Origin of the sequence: Streptomyces sp. RKAG337 (assembly GCF_023701715.1) — a bacterium.
Classification (GTDB): Bacteria; Actinomycetota; Actinomycetes; order Streptomycetales; family Streptomycetaceae; genus Actinacidiphila.
The window spans coordinates 4267133-4286987 of the sequence record NZ_JAJOZA010000001.1 but is presented as its reverse complement, the minus strand read 5'-3'; the positions used below and the strand labels follow the sequence as shown (position 1 = coordinate 4286987).

Annotated in this window: 15 protein-coding genes; 5 read left to right on the top strand and 10 right to left on the bottom strand. The window is 71.0% G+C overall.

Annotated elements, in window-relative coordinates; all coding sequences use genetic code 11:
- The first annotated feature begins 70 nt into the window (after positions 1-70).
- Positions 71-280 carry a DUF397 domain-containing protein gene (locus LNW73_RS19110; RefSeq protein WP_138353591.1) on the top strand — a complete coding sequence of 70 codons (210 nt, stop codon included), beginning with the start codon at positions 71-73 and terminating at the stop codon, positions 278-280.
- A 112-nt stretch (positions 281-392) separates the two neighbouring features.
- Here the strand turns inward: LNW73_RS19110 and LNW73_RS19105 are convergent, their stop codons facing one another.
- Positions 393-1232: a hypothetical protein gene (locus tag LNW73_RS19105; RefSeq protein WP_250990737.1), complete on the bottom strand. Its 840-nt coding sequence runs from the start codon at positions 1230-1232 to the stop codon at positions 393-395.
- A 117-nt stretch (positions 1233-1349) separates the two neighbouring features.
- On the opposite strand from LNW73_RS19105, the gene LNW73_RS19100 reads away from it, so the two are divergent.
- The 3 genes from LNW73_RS19100 to LNW73_RS19090 all read left to right on the top strand — a co-directional run bounded on the left by LNW73_RS19100 (position 1350) and on the right by LNW73_RS19090 (position 5422).
- A complete protein-coding gene (locus LNW73_RS19100; RefSeq protein WP_250990736.1) occupies positions 1350-2570 on the top strand; it encodes an aminotransferase-like domain-containing protein in 1221 nt (406 codons plus the stop codon).
- Positions 2571-2670: 100 nt separating this feature from the next.
- Positions 2671-3453 (top strand): SDR family oxidoreductase, encoded by a 783-nt coding sequence (locus LNW73_RS19095; protein WP_250990735.1) that lies wholly within the window; start codon positions 2671-2673, stop codon positions 3451-3453.
- A 388-nt stretch (positions 3454-3841) separates the two neighbouring features.
- Positions 3842-5422, top strand: a complete 1581-nt coding sequence (locus LNW73_RS19090; RefSeq protein WP_250990734.1) for a sodium:solute symporter family protein — start codon at positions 3842-3844, stop codon at positions 5420-5422.
- Between the two features lie 61 nt (positions 5423-5483).
- Here the strand turns inward: LNW73_RS19090 and LNW73_RS19085 are convergent, their stop codons facing one another.
- The 3 genes from LNW73_RS19085 to LNW73_RS19075 form a co-directional block, all read right to left on the bottom strand.
- Entirely contained in the window at positions 5484-6587 is a 1104-nt protein-coding gene (locus tag LNW73_RS19085) for an ADP-ribosylglycohydrolase family protein (protein WP_250990733.1), read from the bottom strand.
- 178 nt (positions 6588-6765) lie between these two features.
- Complete coding sequence (locus LNW73_RS19080; RefSeq protein ID WP_250990732.1) at positions 6766-9360, bottom strand: bifunctional FO biosynthesis protein CofGH; 2595 nt, start codon at positions 9358-9360, stop codon at positions 6766-6768.
- 139 nt (positions 9361-9499) lie between these two features.
- Positions 9500-10324 carry a TIGR03619 family F420-dependent LLM class oxidoreductase gene (locus LNW73_RS19075; RefSeq protein WP_250990731.1) on the bottom strand — a complete coding sequence of 275 codons (825 nt, stop codon included), beginning with the start codon at positions 10322-10324 and terminating at the stop codon, positions 9500-9502.
- A gap of 180 nt (positions 10325-10504) precedes the next feature.
- Between LNW73_RS19075 and LNW73_RS19070 the strand changes: the two genes are divergently transcribed.
- Complete coding sequence (locus LNW73_RS19070; RefSeq protein ID WP_250990730.1) at positions 10505-12049, top strand: CehA/McbA family metallohydrolase; 1545 nt, start codon at positions 10505-10507, stop codon at positions 12047-12049.
- A 346-nt stretch (positions 12050-12395) separates the two neighbouring features.
- Here the strand turns inward: LNW73_RS19070 and LNW73_RS19065 are convergent, their stop codons facing one another.
- The 6 genes from LNW73_RS19065 to LNW73_RS19040 form a co-directional block, all read right to left on the bottom strand.
- Entirely contained in the window at positions 12396-14135 is a 1740-nt protein-coding gene (locus LNW73_RS19065; protein WP_250990729.1) for an N-acyl-D-amino-acid deacylase family protein, read from the bottom strand.
- Positions 14136-14279: 144 nt separating this feature from the next.
- A complete protein-coding gene (locus tag LNW73_RS19060; protein WP_138353581.1) occupies positions 14280-15407 on the bottom strand; it encodes an LLM class flavin-dependent oxidoreductase in 1128 nt (375 codons plus the stop codon).
- Between the two features lie 104 nt (positions 15408-15511).
- Entirely contained in the window at positions 15512-16294 is a 783-nt protein-coding gene (locus tag LNW73_RS19055) for an SDR family NAD(P)-dependent oxidoreductase (protein WP_250990728.1), read from the bottom strand.
- A gap of 43 nt (positions 16295-16337) precedes the next feature.
- Complete coding sequence (locus LNW73_RS19050; protein ID WP_250976336.1) at positions 16338-17285, bottom strand: LLM class F420-dependent oxidoreductase; 948 nt, start codon at positions 17283-17285, stop codon at positions 16338-16340.
- Positions 17286-17437: 152 nt separating this feature from the next.
- The gene (locus LNW73_RS19045; protein ID WP_250992966.1) at positions 17438-18664 is read right to left on the bottom strand and encodes an amidohydrolase family protein; all 1227 of its coding nucleotides are present in this window, start codon (positions 18662-18664) and stop codon (positions 17438-17440) included.
- A 74-nt stretch (positions 18665-18738) separates the two neighbouring features.
- Positions 18739-19404 (bottom strand): AMP-binding protein, encoded by a 666-nt coding sequence (locus tag LNW73_RS19040; RefSeq protein WP_250976337.1) that lies wholly within the window; start codon positions 19402-19404, stop codon positions 18739-18741.
- Positions 19405-19855: the final 451 nt, after the last annotated feature.

Genomic DNA, 19855 nt, shown 5'->3' with positions numbered 1-19855 from the left:
GCGGTGGGTGATGTTGGCGAGTAGCTTCAGTCGCGTCAGAGCTGCACAACCAGAAAAGCTCGGAGCGATCATGGCAATTCAGCTGGGCAACACCAAGGCGTGGACCAAGTCCTCGCGTTCGCAGGGGAACGGCGCATGCGTGGAGGTGGCCTCACCCACCCTCAGCGCTGTCGCCGTCCGTGACTCCAAGGATCCCTACGGTCCGACCCTCGACTTCTCGCCGGAGTCCTGGGCAGCCTTCGTCACCGACGTCGGCCGGGGTTCGTACGACCTCGACTGACCCCGTGGGAGCAGCAGCACCGATCAGCAGTGCCGAAGAGCCCTCTCGTCCGGCCCGCCGTCCTGGCCGAGAGGGCTCACTGCAGGCCGTGAGCGGCCCGCAGCCGGTTCCGCTAGCGGAGCCGGTCCACGTAGGTGTCCGTGCCGGGGACGGTGGGGACGAAGGGCGCGACCAGCTCGACGCGGCCCAGACCGGAGGCGGCGACCTCGTCGTCCAGGCCGGTGAAATGCGCGTCCCACGCCTCGCGCGGATCCTGTTGCAGGAACCAGAGCAGCGTCAGACGGGTGTCGACCCCCTCGACCTGCTTCACGTACGTCATCCTGTCGCCGGGCAGCGGCGTCGGCTTGAAGATCGTCACCATCGCGGCCGGTGAGCCCGCGAGGCGCTTGGGCAGGTGCCGGGAGCGCAGCCACTCCAGCAGTTCCTCGCGCTGCTCGGCCGATTCGGCGTCGATGACCTCCACGACCAGCCCGGCGTAGGGGTGGTCGAGCGCGTGGAAGTCCCGGGGGCCGGCGGCACCGTCGCGGTAGACGGTGGCGGAGTGGTCCTGGAACGCCGTGAAGACATGGGTGCGGTCCTGGTAGACCCGGCCGTCCCGGTTGAGGCGCTTGTTGATGCCGACGGTCCACTTCATGTGGTCGTCGTAGCGGCCGGCGGTGACCCAGTAGGTGGAGATGTAGCAGCCCGCCGTGACGGGCTGGGCGACGGCGGACTTCTCCGGGTAGCGGAGCAGCTGCAGATCGCGGGTGGCGACCCAGCGGCGCCCGGCGTACATCCAGGGCATGGCCATCGCGCCCGCGATGAAGTGATCGTCCTCGTACCACCTGTTGTAGGCGTACTCATGGCCCGGCAGGGGTTCCACCATGGTGATCAGGGCGTGCCCGACCCGCACCCCGTACGGCCCGACGGAGGCCAGCTCCGCGTACACCTCGCTGCGCGTCTCTTCTGTCATGCCTACAGGTGTAGCTGACGATACGTCAGATGGGGAAGAGCCGGTCGCGCCCCGTGTTCCCGTTCGCATGTTGGTCAAATAGGTGGACAGGCCACCGATTATTCGTAGGCTGCGCGCATGACGCGAATGCATCGAGTGAACCGAGCCGACGTCCCCGCACTGGCCGCCCGCGCCGCCTCGGTCGGCGCGTCGCCGGTACGCGAGATCCTCGCGCTCACCGCACGCCCCGAAGTGATCTCCTTCGCGGGCGGGCTGCCGGCCCCCGAGCTCTTCGACGCCGAGGGGATCCGGGCCGCCTACGACCAGGTGCTCGCCGAGGCGCCCCAGCGGGTGCTCCAGTACTCCACCACCGAGGGCGACCCGGCGCTGCGCGGCGCCGTCGCCGCCCGGCTCGGCGCCCGCGGGCTCCCGACCGACGCGGACGACCTGCTCGTCACCGCCGGCTCCCAGCAGGGCCTGGCGCTCCTCGCCACCGCGCTGCTGGAGCCGGGCGACACCGTCCTCGTCGAGGACCCCACCTATCTGGCCGCGCTGCAGTGCTTCGGCTTCACCGGGGCGCGGGTGCTGCCGGTGCCGTCCGACGAGGACGGGATCGACCCCGCCGCGCTGGAGGAACTCGTCGTCCGCGAGCGGCCGAAACTGCTCTATCTGATCCCGAACTTCCAGAACCCCACCGGGCGTACGCTCCCGCTCGCCCGCCGGCAGGCGGTGGCCGAGGTCGCCGCACGGCACGGGCTGTGGATCGTCGAAGACGACCCGTACGGCGAGCTGCGCTTCGACGGGGAGCCCGTGCCGTGGATCGCCTCCCTGGAGGCGGCCGCCGACCGCACCGTCCTGCTGGGCTCGTTCTCCAAGATCATGGCGCCCGGCATGCGGCTCGGCTGGCTGCGGGCGCCGGAAGCGCTGCGGCGCGCCTGCGTCATCGCCAAGCAGGCCGCGGACCTGCACTCCTCCACCGTCGACCAGGCCGCGGCGGCGCGCTATCTCGCCGACCGCGACCTCGACGCCCACCTCCACCGCGTGCGCGACGCGTACCGCCTGCGGCGCGACGCCCTGCTGGCCGGCCTGCCGGCCGCGCTCCCGGCGGGCAGCGCCTGGAACCGGCCCGACGGCGGGATGTTCCTGTGGGTCCGGCTGCCGGACGGCTTCGACGCCACCGCCCTGCTGCCGGTCGCCGTCGCGCACGATGTCGCGTACGTCCCCGGCACCCCCTTCTTCGCCGGCCCCGGCGACCCGGCCACCCTGCGCATGTCCTTCACGACACACACCCCCACCGAGATCGCGGAGGGCCTGCGGCGCCTGGCCACCGCGCTGTCCACGGCGCCGGCGGTGCGCTGACCCGGGCACCGGCACCCGCACGGCGCGGGGGTGGTGTTCTGGACAGCGGGGATCTAACCTGACGGTCCGTCAGGACAGGGGAACCGCGCCGGAGGCGAACATGTTGCTGTCAGGAAAGACCGTGGTCGTATCCGGGGTCGGCGCCGGGCTCGGGCAGCGCGTGGCCACCACCGCCGCGCGCGACGGTGCGAACGTGGTGCTCGGGGCGCGGACCGAGGCGCAGCTCGCGAAAGTGGCGGAGGAGATCGACCCCGAGGGGTCGAAGGTGGCGTGGCTCTCCACCGACATCGCCGAAGACGACCAGTGCGAGGCGCTCGCGGCGCTGGCGGTCGAGCGGTTCGGCGGTATCGACGCGGTCGTGCACGTCGCCGCCATGGACGGCTACTTCGGCGGCCTGGAGGACGCGGACTTCGCCTCGTGGCAGCGCGTCATCGACGTCAATCTGCTGGGGACGCTGCGGCTCACCAAGGCGTGCCTGCCGGCACTGAAGGCGCACGGCGGCTCGGTGGTGATCATCGGGACGCAGTCCGCGGTGGCGGCGCCCTCGCAGGTGCGGCAGGCGGCGTACGCGGCGTCGAAGGGCGCTCTGACGTCGGCCATGTACTCGGTGGCGCGCGAGCTGGGCCCGTACCGGATCCGGGTGAACACGGTGCTGCCCGGCTGGATGTGGGGCCCGCCGGTGCAGGCGTTCGTCCAGTTCTCGGCGCACACCGAAGGCGTGTCCGAGGACGAGGTGCTGGGCCGGCTCACTGAGCGGATGGCGCTCCCGGAGCTGGCGACGGACGGGGACGTGGCGGAGGCCGCGGTCTTCCTGGCCTCCGACCGGGCTCGTGCGATCACCGGGCAGTCGCTGCTGGTGAACGCCGGCGAACTGATGCGGTAGCGCTCGGCGGCAGCAGGCCCGGCGACAGTCGGCTGGCCGCCCGTCGGACGCGGCGGCACTCGGCTCGACAGGCCCCCTCCTCTCTCTACCGCGCGGGATCCCGTTCCCGCGCGGTACTTCGTCATGCCGTGCAGGACGTCCAGCGAAGTGCCCGCTCATCGTGTGTTCGCCGTCACGGTCACGACAATGCCAAGGAAGGTCAAGAACGAGTAAAATCGTTCGGCTTTCTGATTCCTGTTCAGACTCTTGAACGCGGAGACCCTTGACCGACCGCCCTGACAGGGGGTTCAATCCCGGAAGTCCCCACTCCCGCACGGGGACACCCGCCGCAGCGAACGTCACAGCGAAGTGCGTTTCACGTTCACAAGGCGGACCCCCTGGAGGGGACATGAACAATCTCGACTGGGCCGTACTCATCGCCTACTTCGGCGTGATGATCGCGATCGGAGTCTGGTCGCACAAGCGCATCGACGATGTCGGCGACTACTTCACCGCCGGCGGCAAGATGCCCTGGTGGCTGGCGGGCATCTCGCACCACATGTCCGGATACAGCGCGGTGATGTTCACCGGATACGCGGGCATCGCCTACAAGTACGGGGTGACGTCCTACGTCACCTGGTCCTTCCCGATCGCGATCGGCATCGCCATCGGCGCCAACCTGTTCGCGCCCCGGATCAGCCGGCTGCGCTCCCGGCTGCATGTCGCCTCACCGCTCGAATACCTCAAGAACCGGTACAACCTCACCACCCAGCAGGCGCTCGCCTGGTCCGGTGTGCTGCTGAAGATCGTCGACGTGGGCGCCAAGTGGGCGGCGATCGCGACCCTGCTGTCGGTGTTCACCGGCGTCACGATCACCCAGGGCATCGTCATCACCGGCGCGATCACCGCCATCTACTGCACGGTCGGCGGTCTGTGGGCCGACGCGCTCACCGAGCTGGGGCAGTTCGTCATCCAGTTGCTGGCCGGGATCGCCATGCTGGTGGCCGCCCTCGGCAAGATCGGCGGCATCAGCGGGATCTGGAACGTCTGGGACGACCCGAAGCTGCAGGGCCACACCAGCGGCACCGCGGGACCGTACACGCTGATCTTCCTGCTGGCGTATCTGTTCATCAAGACCTTCGAGTACAACGGCGGCATGTGGAACCAGGCCCAGCGCTACATGGCCACCGCCAACGCCAAGGAGGCCGTCCGCTCGGCCCGGCTCTCCGCCGCCCTGTGGTTCGTCTGGCCGCTGGTCCTCTTCTTCCCGATGTGGGTCTCCCCGCTGCTGGTGACCGCCAAGAAGCCCGACGGGTCGGACTCGTACGGCCTGATGGTCGAGCAGCTGCTGCCGCACGGACTGCTGGGCCTGGTCGTCGTCGGCTTCTTCTCGCACACGATGGCCATGTGCTCCTCCGACGCCAACGCCATCGCGGCCGTCGTCACCCGCGACATCGCCCCGGCGTTCTCCAAGACGGCACGGGCCTGGACCCAGCGCGCCGGCCTGATCGCCGCGCGGCTCACCACGCTCGCCTTCCTCGGCCTGTCCATGGCCATCGCCACCCAGGTCAACTCGCCCACCTTCAAGGACATCATCACCATCGTCATCAAGTGGGTGGCGGGACTGATGGGGCCGATCGCGATCCCCTTCATGCTCGGCCTGCTGCGACCGTTCCGTAAGTCCGGTCCGACCGCCGCGCTCACCAGCTGGGCGATGGGTCTCCTGGCGTTCTACCTGCTCAACTACCCGGTCAACGACGCGATCGACGGCGGGGTGAACCTGGAGTACCAGATCTCGGTGCCGCTCGCGGTCTCGCTCGTCCTGTACATCGTCATCGGCTTCATCAAGCCGGAGGACACCCCGGAGCGGGACGCGCTGCTGGAGAAGATCAACACCGACGGTGGCGGCGACGGCGGTTCCGCCGCGGCGGCGGCCGTCCCGGAGCCGGCCAAGCCGCAGGACACGGCGGCGGTCCCCGCCAACGACTGAGGCGGCGGCCACCAGGCGTAAGGGCCGGCCCTCCGACGGGATCCTCCGACGGGACCGGCCCTTACGCGTTCGGGTAGCGCTCCAGCCAGGACGGTGACGACCCGGCCGGGCCGTGCAGCGCCGGGGCCTGCGTCATCTCCATCGCGAAGTCGTCGGCGAGCTGCAGGATCGTGCCGCGCCCCTCCAGCTCCGCTATCCACGACGGCGGCAGAGCCGTCTCGCCGTGCTGCGCGCCCAGCAGGTTGCCGCAGACCGAACCGGTCGAGTCGCTGTCCCCGCCGTGGTTCACCGCCAGCAGCAGCCCGTGCCGGACGTCCTCGGCGACGAGCGCGCAGTACACGCCGATCGCCAGCGCCTCCTCCGCCGTCCAGCCCTCCCCCAGCGACTCCACGCGCTCCGGTGACGGCATCCCCTGCCGGACGGCGCCCAGCGCCCGCTGCAGGGCGTCCGTGGTCTCCTGGTGGTCGGGGCGCGAGCCGAGCAGCGCCAGCGCGTGCTGCACGGCACCGTCGAGCGCGTCGCCGCGCGCCAGCCCGTGCACGATGACGGCGAACGCGCCCGCGGCCAGCTGCCCGGTGGGGTGGCCGTGGGTCTGCGCCGCGCACTCGACGGCGAGCTGGAACACCAGCCCGGGCTCCCAGCCGACCAGCAGCCCGAACGGCGCCGAGCGCATCACCGTGCCGCAGCCCTTGGAGTCGGGGTTCTTGGGATTCTCGACGGTGCCCATCCGGTCGTCGCCGAGCCCGTTCAGACACGCCCGGCCGGGCGCGCGGCGCGCGTACAGCCACTCCTCGCGCGCCAGCCACCCGGTGTCCTTGCGGCGCTCGTCGGGCCCCCAGTCGCTCTGGGTGGCCGCCCAGCGCAGATAGGCGCGGTGCACATCGGTGGGCGGGTGCCAGGCGCCGCTGTCACGGCGCACCTGGGCCCGTATCAAGCCTTCTGTGGTGAAAAGGGTCATCTGGGTGTCGTCGGTGACCGTGCCCCGGCGGCCGAACGCCGGCACGAAGTCCGTGACGCCGTCCGGGCCGTGCTCCGCCCGGATCGCCTTCAGCGAGTCGAACTCGATGCCCGCGCCCAGCGCGTCGCCGATGGCCCCGCCGAGCAGGCAGCCGCGTACGCGGCTGCGGAAATCCTGCTGCTGCGCCCGTCCCCAAACCGCCGTCAAAGCGAGCCCCTTCGGTCAGCAGCTGTCAGTCGCAGCACGATAGTCGACAATGCCGCTCACGTCCCGTGTCCCCGACGGCACAGGGGGTGCACCGGCCAGTGGCTCCGCGCACGCCCCCGAGGCCGTCGCACGCCCCCTGTCCATCCGCCGTCCGCCGTCCGCCGTCCGCCCCGCACCGCTACGCGTCGAGCACCGGCAGCAGCTCGGGCAGATGGCCGTCGGAGGCGAGGCCCGCCGCCCGGCGCTCCCCGGAGACCTCGCCGTACAGGGTGGTGCGCTGACGGGACGGCCGGCCGGCCGATTCCGCGATGGCGACCAGGTCCTGGATCGACCGGTAGGAGCCGTAACTGGAGCCGGCCATCCGGGAGATGGTCTCCTCCATCAGCGTGCCGCCCAGGTCGTTCGCCCCGGAGCGCAGCATCTCCGCCGCGCCCTCCGCGCCCAGCTTGACCCAACTGGTCTGGATATTGGGGATATGGGTGTGCAGCAGCAGCCGGGCCATCGCCGTGACCGCGCGGTTGTCCCGCAGCGTCGGACCCGGGCGGGCGATACCGGCCAGGTAGACGGGCGCGTTGGTGTGGATGAAGGGCAGCGTCACGAACTCCGTGAAGCCGCCGGTCTCCTGCTGGATCTCGGCGAGCAGCCGCAGATGGCCCAGCCAGTGGTGCGGCTGGTCCACATGCCCGTACATCATCGTGGAGGACGAGCGCAGGCCCAGCGAGTGCGCGGCCTTCACCACCTCCACCCATGTCGCCGTCGGCAGCTTGCCCTTGGTGAGGACCCAGCGCACCTCGTCGTCCAGGATCTCGGCGGCCGTGCCGGGGATCGAGTCGAGCCCCGCCTCCTGGGCCGCCGCCAGCCAGTCGCGGATCGACATGCCCGTACGCGTCGCCCCGTTGGCCACCTCCATCGGCGAGAAGGCGTGCACATGCATGCCCGGCACGCGCTCCTTCACCGCCCGCGCGATGTCGAAGTACGCGGTGCCCGGCAGGTCCGGGTGGATGCCGCCCTGCATGCACACCTCGGTCGCGCCGACCTCCCACGCCTGCTCGGCGCGGTCGGCGACCTGCGACAGGGACAGCGTGTACGCGTCCGCGTCGGTGCGGCGCTGCGCGAAGGCGCAGAAACGGCAGCCGGTGTAGCAGACGTTGGTGAAGTTGATGTTCCTGGTGACGATGTACGTGACCTCGTCGCCGACCGTGTCGCGCCGCACGTCGTCCGCGATCCGGCACAGCGCGTCCAGCGCCGGGCCGTCCGCGTGCAGCAGCGCGAGCGCCTGCTCGTCGGTGAGCTTCGTCGGGTCGTCCGCGGCCGTCACGAGCGCGGACCGTACGTCCCCGTCGACCCGGTCCGGCACCATCCCGGGCGCCGCCTGCTCGCGCAGCGACTCCCAGTCGCCGTACACGTCGTCGAAGTCGTCCCTGCGGTCGCCGGTGCGCCCGGTGGTGTCGATCGTCGCGTGCAGATCGGTGCGGCCGGTGGCGGTGAACGCCTCGTCCGGCTCCTGCCAGAGCAGCCCGACGGGCTTGGCGTTCTCGTCCGCCAGCGCCGTCCCGGGGTCCGCCAGGGCCCGGACGTGCGGCAGCAGCCGCGGGTCGAGCCACGGCTCGCCGCGCTGGATGAACTCGGGGTAGATCGTGAGCCGCTCGCGCAGCGTGAACCCGGCGGCCGCGGTCCGCTCCGCCAGCTCGTCGATGTGCGGCCACGGGCGCTCGGGGTTGACGTGGTCGGGGGTCAGCGGGGACACCCCGCCCCAGTCGTCGATCCCCGCGTCGATGAACCGCGCGTACTCCCCGTCCACCAGGTTCGGCGGCGCCTGGACGCGGGCCGCCGGGCCGAGGAGCAGCCGGGCGACCGCGATCGCCGCCGCCAGCTCCTCCAGCTCCGCGTCCGGCATCCCGCGCATCGCGGTGTCCGGCTTGGCGCGGAAGTTCTGGATGATCACTTCCTGGATGCCGTGGTACTGCCGGGCGATCTTCCGTATGGCGAACAGCGATTCGGCGCGCTCCGCGTACGTCTCGCCGATCCCGATCAGGATGCCGGTGGTGAACGGGACGTTGGAGCGGCCGGCGTCCTCGAGGACCCGCAGCCGTACGGCCGGGTCCTTGTCGGGCGAGCCGTAGTGCGGGCCGCCGGGCTCGGACCACAGCCGGGTCGCCGTCGTCTCCAGCATCATGCCCATCGACGGCGCGACCGGCTTGAGACGCTGCAGGTCCTGCCACGACAGCACGCCGGGGTTCAGGTGCGGCAGCAGTCCGGTCTCCTCCAGCACCCGGATCGACATCGCCCGCACATACGCGAGCGTGTCGTCGTACCCGTGCGCGTCGAGCCACTCCCGCGCCTCCGGCCAGCGCTCCTCCGGACGGTCCCCGAGCGTGAACAGGGCCTCCTTGCAGCCCATTTCCGCGCCCTTGCGCGCGATGTCGAGGACCTCGTCGGGAGACAGGAACATCCCGTGGCCCGCACGGCGCAGCTTGCCCGGCACCGTCACGAAGGTGCAGTAGTGGCACTTGTCACGGCACAGCCGGGTCAGCGGGATGAAGACCTTCCGCGAGTACGTGATCACCCCGGGCCGCCCGGCCGTCTCCAGGCCCGCGTCACGCACCCGGGCCGCGGTCGCGGACAGGTCCACCAGGTCGTCACCACGTGCCTGCAGCAGCACCGCCGCCTCGGCGGTGTCCAGCGCGACTCCGTCGCGGGCACGCTTCAGCGCGCGCCGCATGCCGTTGGCAGTGGGGGTCGGCTCCTCGGGGCGGGACAGGCTCATGGTCATCTCCCGAGCATAGGTCGCTGCCCGGCACCCGGGGTCATGGCACTTGCTATGGCGTTGGCCACCCGGGGGGCGGCTCGATCGGGACGCGAGGACTCCGGCGGGCGGGTCGCGCTGCGCTTCACGCGGGGCCCAGCGCCGGTCACAGGAACCGCGCGTAGTCGTCCAGCACGCGCAGCACCTCGTCCTCGCCGGCCGGCGGCAGCTGGACCACGCACTCCTCGATGCCCAGCTCACCGAAGTGCGCGAGCTTGCCCTCGGTCGGGCGCACCGCCGACGGAACGATCTGCGGCCCGCCCGGTCCGCGGCCCGCCCCGTCCCACACCGCCCGCAGCCGCGGCAGCGCGTCCGCGAGGCCGCCGCCCCCGATCGGCATCCAACCGTCCGCGTAGTCCGCGATGTGTCCGAACAGCTTCGGTCCCGCGGCACCGCCGACCAGCGTCCGCAGCGGACCCACCGGCTTGGGATGGGCCTGGCTCGCCGCCACCGACGCGAACTCCCCCGCGTACGCCGTCGGCTCGGGCGCCCACAGCGCCCGCATCACCCGCATCCGGTCCCGTACGAGATCGCGCCGCCGCGCCCACTCCACCCCGTGGTCCGCCGCCTCCTCCACGTTCCAGCCGAAACCCACCCCGAGCGTGAACCGCCCGCCCGACAGGTGGTCGAGCGTGGCGATCTGCTTCGCCAGCACGATCGGATCATGCTGCGCCACCAGCGTGATGGCGGTCCCCAGCGCGATCCGCCGGGTGACCGCCGCGGCGGCCGCGAGCGCGGTGAACGGGTCGAGCGTCCGCCCGTACTCGCGCGGCAGCGGCTCCCCCATCGGCGCCGGGGTGGTCCTGGCCACCGGAATGTGCGTGTGCTCCGGCAGGAACAGCCCGGCGAACCCGCGCTGCTCCAGCTCCTCGGCGAGGCGGACGGGGCCGATGGTCTCGTCGGTCAGGAAGATCGTGGTGTTGATCCGCACGGGCAACCTCCGGTTGAGGGTGGGGCGACAACGGGGTGGTTCGGGACGCCGTTCAGGTACGTGTGCGTTTGCCTGCGATCCGGTCATCCGCCGGCCGCTTGCCGTTCCGGCCTCCGACGCTCCGGAGTAGAACACTTCGCTGCGGCACCTCCCACCCCTCTCGCCCAGGAGGCACGACGGATGGAACGACGCGAAGTTCTCAAGTTCACGGCGCTCGCGGGAGCCACCGGAGTGTTTACGCTGGCTCCTGTGAGCTTCGCCGGAGCCGAGCCGGCGGGTGCGCAGGACGGCGCCCCCGCGGCCGAGGAGACCCGTACCGTCACCGGACATCTGCCCACCGGTGTGGCGGACTTCGTCTACCTGCCCGTGAACGTGCCGCACGGCGTCCGTGAGATCGCCGTCTCCTACACCTACGACCGGCCGGCCGTGCCCGTCGGAACCGTCGGCAACGCCTGCGACATCGGCATCTTCGACCAGCACGGCACCGCGCTCGGCGGCAAGGGCTTCCGCGGCTGGTCCGGCGGCGCGCGCACCGCGTTCGCGATCAGCGCCGAACAGGCCACGCCGGGGTATCTCGCCGGACCCGTCTCTCCCGGCACCTGGAACGTCGTCCTCGGGCCGTACACCGTCGCCCCACAGGGGCTGGACTACTCCGTCACCATCACCCTGCGCTACGGCCCGCGGGGCGCCACCCCGGCGCCCACCTACCCGCCGCAGCACGCCAAGGGGCGCGGCCGCGCCTGGTACCGCGGCGACTGCCATCTGCACACCGTCCACTCCGACGGGCAGCGCACCCCGGCCGAGGTCGCCGCCGCCGCGCGCGCCGCCGGACTCGACTTCATCAACACCAGCGAACACAACACCACGTCCGCACACTCCGCCTACGGACCGCTCGCCGGCGACGACCTGCTCGTCCTCACCGGCGAGGAGATCACCACCCGCAACGGCCACTACCTGGCCATCGGCACGGACCCCGGCGTCTGGTTCGACTGGCGCTACCGCGCCCGCGACGACGCGTACCCGCGGTTCGCGCGCAGGATCCGTGGCGCGGGCGGCCTGGTGGTGCCGGCCCATCCGTACGGGATCTTCCCCGCCAGCCAGTGGAAGTTCGGCTACGACCAGGCGGACGTCATCGAGGTCTGGAACGGCCCCTGGGGCCCCGACGACGAGCTCTCCCTCAACACCTGGGACAACCTCCTCACGGCGTCCACCCGCGGCGACGGTCACTGGATCCCCGCCATGGGCAACTCGGACGCCCACCGCGAGCCGAATGTCGTGGGCCTCCCCCAGACGGTCGTCCTCGCGGACGGCCTCGACCGTGACGCTCTGCTCGCGGGAATCCGCGCGGGGCGCAGCTGGCTGGCGGAGTCGTCCGGCGTGCAGCTCGCTTTCACGGCGACCGGGCCGCGGGGGGAGCATGCGGGGATCGGGGAGCGGTTGGTGGTGGGGGCGGAGGATGTGGTGACGGTGCGGCTGGAGGTGTCGGGGGTGAGGGATGCGGGCGGGGTGTTCGGGGCGCAGGTGCGGTTGATGACGGACGAGGGCCAGATGTTCGCCACGCAGCTTGCTCCCTCCGGGGTGGGTTCCGTCGAGTGGCGGACGACGGCGTCGCTGGCGGCGTACGTCCGGGCGGAGGTGCGGCATCCGGTTACTGACGGTGGGGCGAGTGGCCTTCCGGGCGCGGTTGCTGCGTTGACGAATCCGATCTGGCTGGACGTTCGGTAGGGAGCGGCTCGTTGTGGGTCGGGGGCCGGGCCCTCCGGGGGAGGGGTCCGAAATCGTATATTTACGGGCCTGGCGGCCCACAAATACACGGCAGCATTTCGGACCCCTCCCCCTGCGGCCCCGTCCCCCTCACGTCACAGCCTGGCTGCTGGTGCGGGCGGGAACGCCGTCCGCGGGTCTTCGGGCAGGTGCCGACGCGCCTGCATTCGTGCCGGCAAAGGGCGGGTGGGTGGGGAAAAGCCCGCCGCAGGCGTAATGGTGGGGCGGGCGCGGGCGTACCCGCACCCCCGCGGGAGGCGGCGCGGCCCGCCGCCGGCGCACCCGCACCCCCGCCCGGGGCGGGTTCTCAAACTGTCGATACGGATGCCGTGTCGCGGCCCGACCGCAACACCGTTCCGGGGACGGCGCCCGTGATTTCGTCGTCCCTGATCGTCTCGACCCCGTTGACCCGTACGGAGACGATGCCGATCGCCCGCGAGTCGAGCCGGGGGCTGTTGCCCGGGAGGTCGTGGACGAGGGTGGCGATGCCGGCGTCGATGCGGGCGGGGTCGAAGAGGACGAGGTCGGCGTAGTAGCCCTCGGTCACCCGGCCTCGGCCGCGGAGGCCGAAGAGCTGGGCGGGGTCGTCGGTGAGCATGCGGACGGCCTGTTCCAGCGGGACCAGGCGGCGGCCGCGGAGGCAGTCGCCGAGGAAGCGGGTGGTGTAGGGGGCGCCGCACATGCGGTCGAGGTGGGCGCCCGCGTCGGAGCCGCCGAGCAGGACGTCCTCGTGTTCCCAGGTGCGGGCGCGGAGCGCCCAGCTGTCCGGGTCGTTGTCGGTGGGCATCGGCCACAGGACGGTGCGCATGTCGTCGTTGGCGCAGATCTCGACGATGGTCTCGAACGCCTCCTGCCCGCGTTCGGCGGCGATGTCCTTGACGACACGGCCGCTGACGCCGGCGTTGGCCTCGGTGTACGTGTCGCCGATGACGTAGCGGCCGAAGTTGGCGAGGCGGCGGAAGACGCCGGCTTCGGGGCTGTTGGCGCTGCGCAGCATTTCGGTGCGGACGGCGGGGTCGCGGAGTTTCGCGATGCGTTCCGGGATGGGGAGGTTGAGGATCTCGCCCCAGCCGGGGATGAGGTTGAGGGCGCAGAACGTGCCGAGGGACATGTTCATGGGGGTGAGGATCGGCATGGTGAGGGCGACGATGCGGCCGCCGGCCTTGCGGGCGCGTTCCGAGGCGGCGAGCTGGCGGGGGACGCGGGCCGGGACGGAGGCGTCGATGGTGAGGACGTTCCAGTTGAGGGGGCGTCCGGCGGCGGCGCTCATGTCGACGAAGAGGTCGATCTCCTCGTCGGCGAACTGGTCGAGGCAGCCGGCGACGATCGCCTCGATCTGGGTGCCCTCGTGTTCGCCGACGGCGCGGGACAGGGCGATGAGTTCGTCGCGGCCCGCGTGCCGGGAGGCGACGGGTCGGCCGTCGCCGTCGGAGTGGGTGGAGGACTGGGTGGTGGACAGTCCCCAGCCGCCGGCGGCCATGGATTCGTGGAAGAGCTGGAGCATCTGCTCCATTTGCTTCTCGGTCGGCTGTCCGCCGACGGCGTCCGGGCCCATGACGTGCCGGCGGAGCGCGCAGTGGCCGACCATGAAGCCCGCGTTGACGGCGATGCGTCCTTCGAGGGCGTCGAGGTAGTCGCCGAAGGAGGACCAGGTCCAGTCGACGCCGTCCTCCAGGGCTTTGAGGGACATGCCCTCGACCTTGGACATCATGCGGCGCGTGTAGTCGGCGTCCTCGGGGCGGGCGGGGTTGAGCGGGGCGAGGGTGAAGCCGCAGTTGCCGCCCGCGATGGTGGTGACGCCGTGGTTCATGGACGGGGTGGCGAAGGGGTCCCAGAACAGCTGGGCGTCGTAGTGGGTGTGGGGGTCGACGAAGCCGGGGGTCAGGACGAGGCCGGTGGCGTCCTCCTGGGTCCGGGCGGGCTCCGTGACGGTGCCGGGTTCGGCGATGGTGGCGATCTTGCCGCCGCGCAGACCGACGTCGGCGGTGTACGCGGGGGCTCCCGTGCCGTCCACCACGGTGGCGCCCTTGATCAGGTGGTCAAGCATGGTCGATCTCACCTCTCCGGGTTGTGAAGTCGTGCGGGCGTGGTTGCGCCTCCGGTCCGGACAGGTCGGCAGACCGCTGCCGTATGACGCCCTGTCCCGGCCGGAGGCGCGGGGCGGCGGTCCGGGAAGACGCCGCCCCCGCTTCTACTGGCCCGCCGCCTGGCGGAACCGGGTGGTGCGGTGCACCGGGTCCGTGTCGATCTTCGGGATGACGTGCTCACCGATGAGCTTGATCGTGTTCATCGTGTCCTCGTACGAGATCCCGATCGGCAGCCCGAAGGAGAGCTGGTCGGCGCCGGCCTGCTCCCAGCGCTTGCACTGCGCGGTGACCTCGTCCGGGTCGCCGCAGATCATCAGCTCCTCGGCGATGAGGAGTTCGATGATCTCCTCGCTGTACTCGGGGAGCAGTTCCGGCCACTCGGGGATGCCCTCGGGCCGGGGGAAGGTGTCGTGGTAGCGGAAGACCAGCGACTGCAGCCGGTTGAGGCCGCCCTTGGCGGCGATCTCGACGGCCTTGGCGTGCGTCTCCGCGCAGATGGCGGTGGACGTCACCATGACGTTGTCGTTGACGAAGTCGCCGATCGGCTCGGCCTCCTGGATGCCGTTCTTGTACTGCTCCAGCACCCACTCCATGTCGGAGACCTTCTGGACGCTGAAGCCGAGTACTCCCAGGCCCTTCTTGGCGGCCATCGCGTACGAGGACGGCGATCCGGCGGCGTACCACATGGCCGGGTGCGACTTCCCGTACGGCTTGGGGAAGATCTTGCGCGGCGGCAGTGACCAGTGCTTCCCCTGGAAGCCGACGTACTCGTCCTGGAGCCACATCTTGGGGAACTCGGCGATGGTCTCTTCCCAGATCTCCTTGGTGTGGTTCATGTCGGTGATGCCCGGCATGAACCCCAGGATCTCGTGGCTGCCCGCCCCGCGCCCCGAGCCGAACTCGAACCGGCCCTCGGAGAGGTGGTCGAGCATCGCGACCTTCTCGGCGACCTTCACCGGGTGGTTGACGGGGGCGAGGGGGTTGAAGATGCCGGATCCGAGGTGGATGCGCTCGGTGGCGTGGGCGAGGTAGCCGAGGAAGACCTCGTTCGCCGACAGGTGCGAGTACTCCTCCAGGAAGTGGTGCTCGGAGGCCCAGGCGTACTTGAAGCCGGACTTGTCCGCCTGGATGACGTACTCGGTCTCCTCCAGCAGCACCTTGTGCTCCGCCTGGGGGTCGACCGCGGAGCGCGCGACAGGCACATATCCCTGTACAAAGAGCCCGAATTCCAAGGAGGTTCACCGTCCTAAAGTTTTCTGACACTCCGTCAGATACGAACGACTCTGGCACCGCCTCGGCGGAGCGTCAATAGCTGATGATGTGTCAGATTCAGCGACTAGAAGACCGAGACCCCGGCGAGCCAGCCGCCGTCGATCACGAACGGCTGCCCGGTGATGTACGACGAGTCATCGCTGGTCAGGAACAGTGCGAGCTTCGCCACCTCGACCGGCTGACCGATCCGGCCGAGCGGTACGAGCTTCCTGTAGAACTCGTCCAGCGCCGCCGAGGACTCCGCCGGGTCCGCCTCCGGATCGAGCTGGGAGGGGTTGGACATGGGGGTGTCGATGGCGCCGGGGCACATCGCGTTCACCCGGATCCCCTTGGGCGCGCCCTCCATCGCCGCCACCCGCGTCATCCCGACGATCGCGGCCTTCGTGGCCGCGTACGACGTCAGCAGCGCCATGCCGGTCAGCGCGGTGTACGAGGCGGTGTTGACGATGGTGCCGCCGCCGGCCGCCTCGATGGCGGGGATCGCCGCCCGCATGCCGAGGAACGCGCCCACCTGGTTGACCTGCACCACCAGCTGGTACTCCTCCAGCGGGGTGCTCGCCAGCTCGTTGAAGCGCAGGATGCCCGCGTTGTTGACCAGCCCGTCGAGCCGGCCGAAGGCCTCCGTCGTCGCGGCGACGGCCGCCGCCCAGTCCTCCTCGCGGCTCACGTCCAGATGGACGTAGCGCGCGCCGTCCCCTATCTCCTTGGCCAGCGCCTCGCCCTGCTCGTCGAGCACGTCCGCGAGGACGACGTTCGCCCCCTCGGCGGCGAACAGCCGCGCCTCCTGCTCGCCCTGCCCGCGCGACGCGCCGGTGATCAGCACCACGCGCCCGTCCAGCTTGCCCATGTCTCTCCCTCGGTCGCTCACGTTGTTCGGCCGGTCGTGCCGTTCAGTCGTTGAGGAGCGGGGCGACGTCCGTACCGAACGCCTCCATCTGCTCGATCAGCTCGTCCCGGCTGCGGCTCCGGAACCGCACCTGGATCTGGCCCACACCCATCGCGCGGTACTCGCGCAGACTCTCGGCGAGCGCGTCCGGCTTGCCGTGCAGCGTGCGCCGCCCGACGTTCCAGGTGGGCTCGCCGATGTGCAGCGGCTCGGCGATCGCGCCGATCTCGATCGGCTCCTCGATGCCGGCCCGCTCCCGCAATTCCCTGAGCTTCGCGATCTGCTCAGGGATCCGGTCCCGGGGGTCGCCCTGCGGCAGCCATCCGTCGGCCTTCACCGCAGCCCTGCGAACGGCGGCGGGCGACGATCCGCCCACCCAGACCGGAACGTGCTCCTGGGCCGGCCGGGGCCGCTGCCCGAGCCCGCCGAAATCGAAGAGCTCCCCGTGGTGCTCGGGGAACTCCTCGGGCCCCAGCGCCGCCTTCAGCGCGTCGATGGTCTCGTCGAGAACGGGCCCCCGCCGCGCGAAGTCCGCACCCACCGCGTCGAACTCCTCCTGCACGTGACCGGCCCCGACCCCGAGGATCAGCCGGCCCCCGCTGAGATGGTCGAGGGTCGCGTACTGCTTGGCGGTGATCAGCGGATGGCGCAGCCCGACGACGGCGACATGGCTCATCAGCCGGACGCGGGTGGTGACCCCCGCGAGGAAGGAGAGGGTGGCGACCGGGTCGTACCAGATGGTGCTCATGGGCCCGGCGAGGCGGTGGGGGATGGCCACGTGGTCACAGCTCGCGATGTAGAAGAAGCCGGCGCGGTCGGCGGTGCGGGCTATCGCGGCGAGGTCCCCCGGGGTGGCATCCGCCTCCCAGGGCTCGGCATAGATGGTGCTCTGCGACTGGATGGGGAGTTGCATCCCGTACACCAGCCGCCCCTCGGGCAGGATCCGCACCATGGGAACTCCCTCTTATCTGACGGACCGTCAAGTATTACGACGGGGTCCATCGTGATAGCTGACGACCCATCAGACAAGGGGTGCGACCGGGTTCAGCGCCGCGGGGGTCAGGCCACGGCCGGACCCCCGCGGGGGTCAGGCCACGGCCGGTGCTACGCTCCCGGCCCGGCCCACAGGCCGTCGTCCGTGAGCCCCAGCAGGGAAATGGCGTTGCCGCGGACGATGCGGTCGACGACGTCCGGGGCCAGGTGCCCCATCTGCGCCTCGCCGACCTCCTTCGACTTGGGCCACGTCGAGTCGGAGTGCGGGTAGTCCGTCTCGTAGAGCACGTTGGCCACGCCGATGGCGTCGAGGTTCTTCAGGCCGAAGGCGTCGTCGAAGAAGCAGCCGTAGACATGCTCGGCGAAGAGCTCGGACGGCGGCCGGAACACCTTGTCCGCCACCCCGCCCCAGGCCCGGTTCTCCTCCCAGACGACGTTCGCGCGCTCCAGGATGTACGGGATCCAGCCGATCTGGCCCTCCGCGTACATGATCTTGAGGTTCGGGAAGCGCTCGAACTTGCCCGACATCAGCCAGTCGACCATCGAGAAGCAGCAGTTGGCGAAGGTGATCGTCGAACCGACCGCGGGCGGCGCGTCCGCCGAGGTGGAGGGCATCTTGCTGGACGAGCCGATGTGCATCGCGATGACGGTGCCGGTCTCGTCGCAGGCCCGCAGGAACGGGTCCCACTCGTCGGTGTGGATGGAGGGCAGCCCCAGGTGCGGCGGGATCTCCGAGAAGCAGACGGCCCGCACCCCGCGCGCCGCGTTCCTGCGCACCTCGGCCGCCGCCAGCTCCGCGTCCCAGAGCGGGACGAGGGTGAGCGGTATGAGGCGCCCGTGCGCCTCGGGGCCGCACCACTCCTCCACCATCCAGTCGTTGTACGCCCGCACTCCGAGCAGCCCGAGCTCCCGGTCCTTGGCCTCGGTGAACGTCTGGCCGCAGAACCGCGGGAAGGTCGGGAAGCAGAGCGCGGACTGGACGTGGTTGACGTCCATGTCGACCAGCCGCTCGGGCACGCTGAAGGAACCGGGACGCATCTGCTCGTAGGTGATCACCTCGAGCTTGATCTCGTCGCGGGAGTACCCGACGGCGGTGTCGAGGCGGGTCAGCGGGCGGTGCAGATCCTCGTAGATCCACCAGTCGCCGATCGGCCCGTCGTCACCCGGCTGCCCCATGACGGGGGCGAACTTGCCCCCCATGAAGGTCATTTCCTTCAGGGGGGCGCGGACCACGCGCGGGCCGATGTCGTGGTACTTGGACGGGAGCCGGTCCCGCCAGACGTTGGGGGGCTCAACCGTGTGGTCGTCCACCGAGATGATCTTCGGGAAGGTCTCCATGGCCACCACGGTAGCGCCCATCTGACGATCCGTCAGCTACGTGAACGGCCTTCTGTTCCCGGCCCACCCGCGCGCTACAGAGAAACGTGCGTCGGCAGCAGAATCCGCCACACCGCGTCCTCGACCCCGTGCACCGCCGCGATCCACCCCACGTTCTCCTCCTCCGTCCCCAGCCGCACCGCCTGCGCCAGCTCCGCCACCACGTCCGCCAGATCCCCGTGCCCCATCGCCGGCTCCAGCCGGCCGCCCGCCGGACCGTCGTCCAGGTAGCGCTGGTAGCCCGGCGCGGTGCGCAGGACGCCCACCGGGCGCCAGCTCTCGGCCAGGCTCCACACCGGCTCACCGCCGACGAGGGTGCCGTCCGCCTCCACCACCTGCGTACGGGACCGGTCCACCGCCAGCGCGGTCCAGCCGTCGCCGCCCGTCAGTACCGCGGCCGGCGCGCAGCGCTCGACGCAGCGGGCCACCGCCGACGTCACGCCCGGCGCGGGCAGCACGAGCGGCACCGCCGTCATCCCCGCGTAGAGGCAGCCGAAGAACGCCCCCGCGAGATCGGCCCCTTCGGGGTAGGCGAGCAGGACCCGGCTGCCGGGCGGCAGCAACTGCCCGAGGCGGGCGGCCACCGCCCGTGCCCGGCGGTCCAACTCCCGGTAGCTGCAACCGGCGGTGCCCGCCGTGGCGCCGTCGGGGAACGGCAGCGCCGGCACCGACTGCGGTGCCCACGCGGCCCGTCGCCGCAACCACGGTCCGGGCAGGCGGTCGACGGCCGCCAGGCCCCTGGCTCCGCTCCGGGGGCGAGATCCGGACCCCGGACCATGGCCGGAACCCGACCCTGACCCCGAACCCGGTCCTGAACCGCTTCCCGAACCGGATCCGGTCCCGGAACCGGATCCGGAGCCGCCTCTTGTCACCGCCATCGGTACGCATTGTGAACACATGACTGACCTCTCACCTCCCTCGCACCAGGAAACACACCGGCACCACCGAAATTCACACAGCACAAGCCGCGGGCAGACACAGACGGAACCTCAAATTCAGCACAACTTTCCCCGTAACGCCGGGTCGGGCCCTAGCACGGGGTGACCCCGGCCCTCCGACACGGCAAACTGGCACGGGACGGGGGGCTGAGCGATCGGCCCCACCCGTCATGCGGACACTGTTCCGGTACGCGATGAACGATAGATATACGCG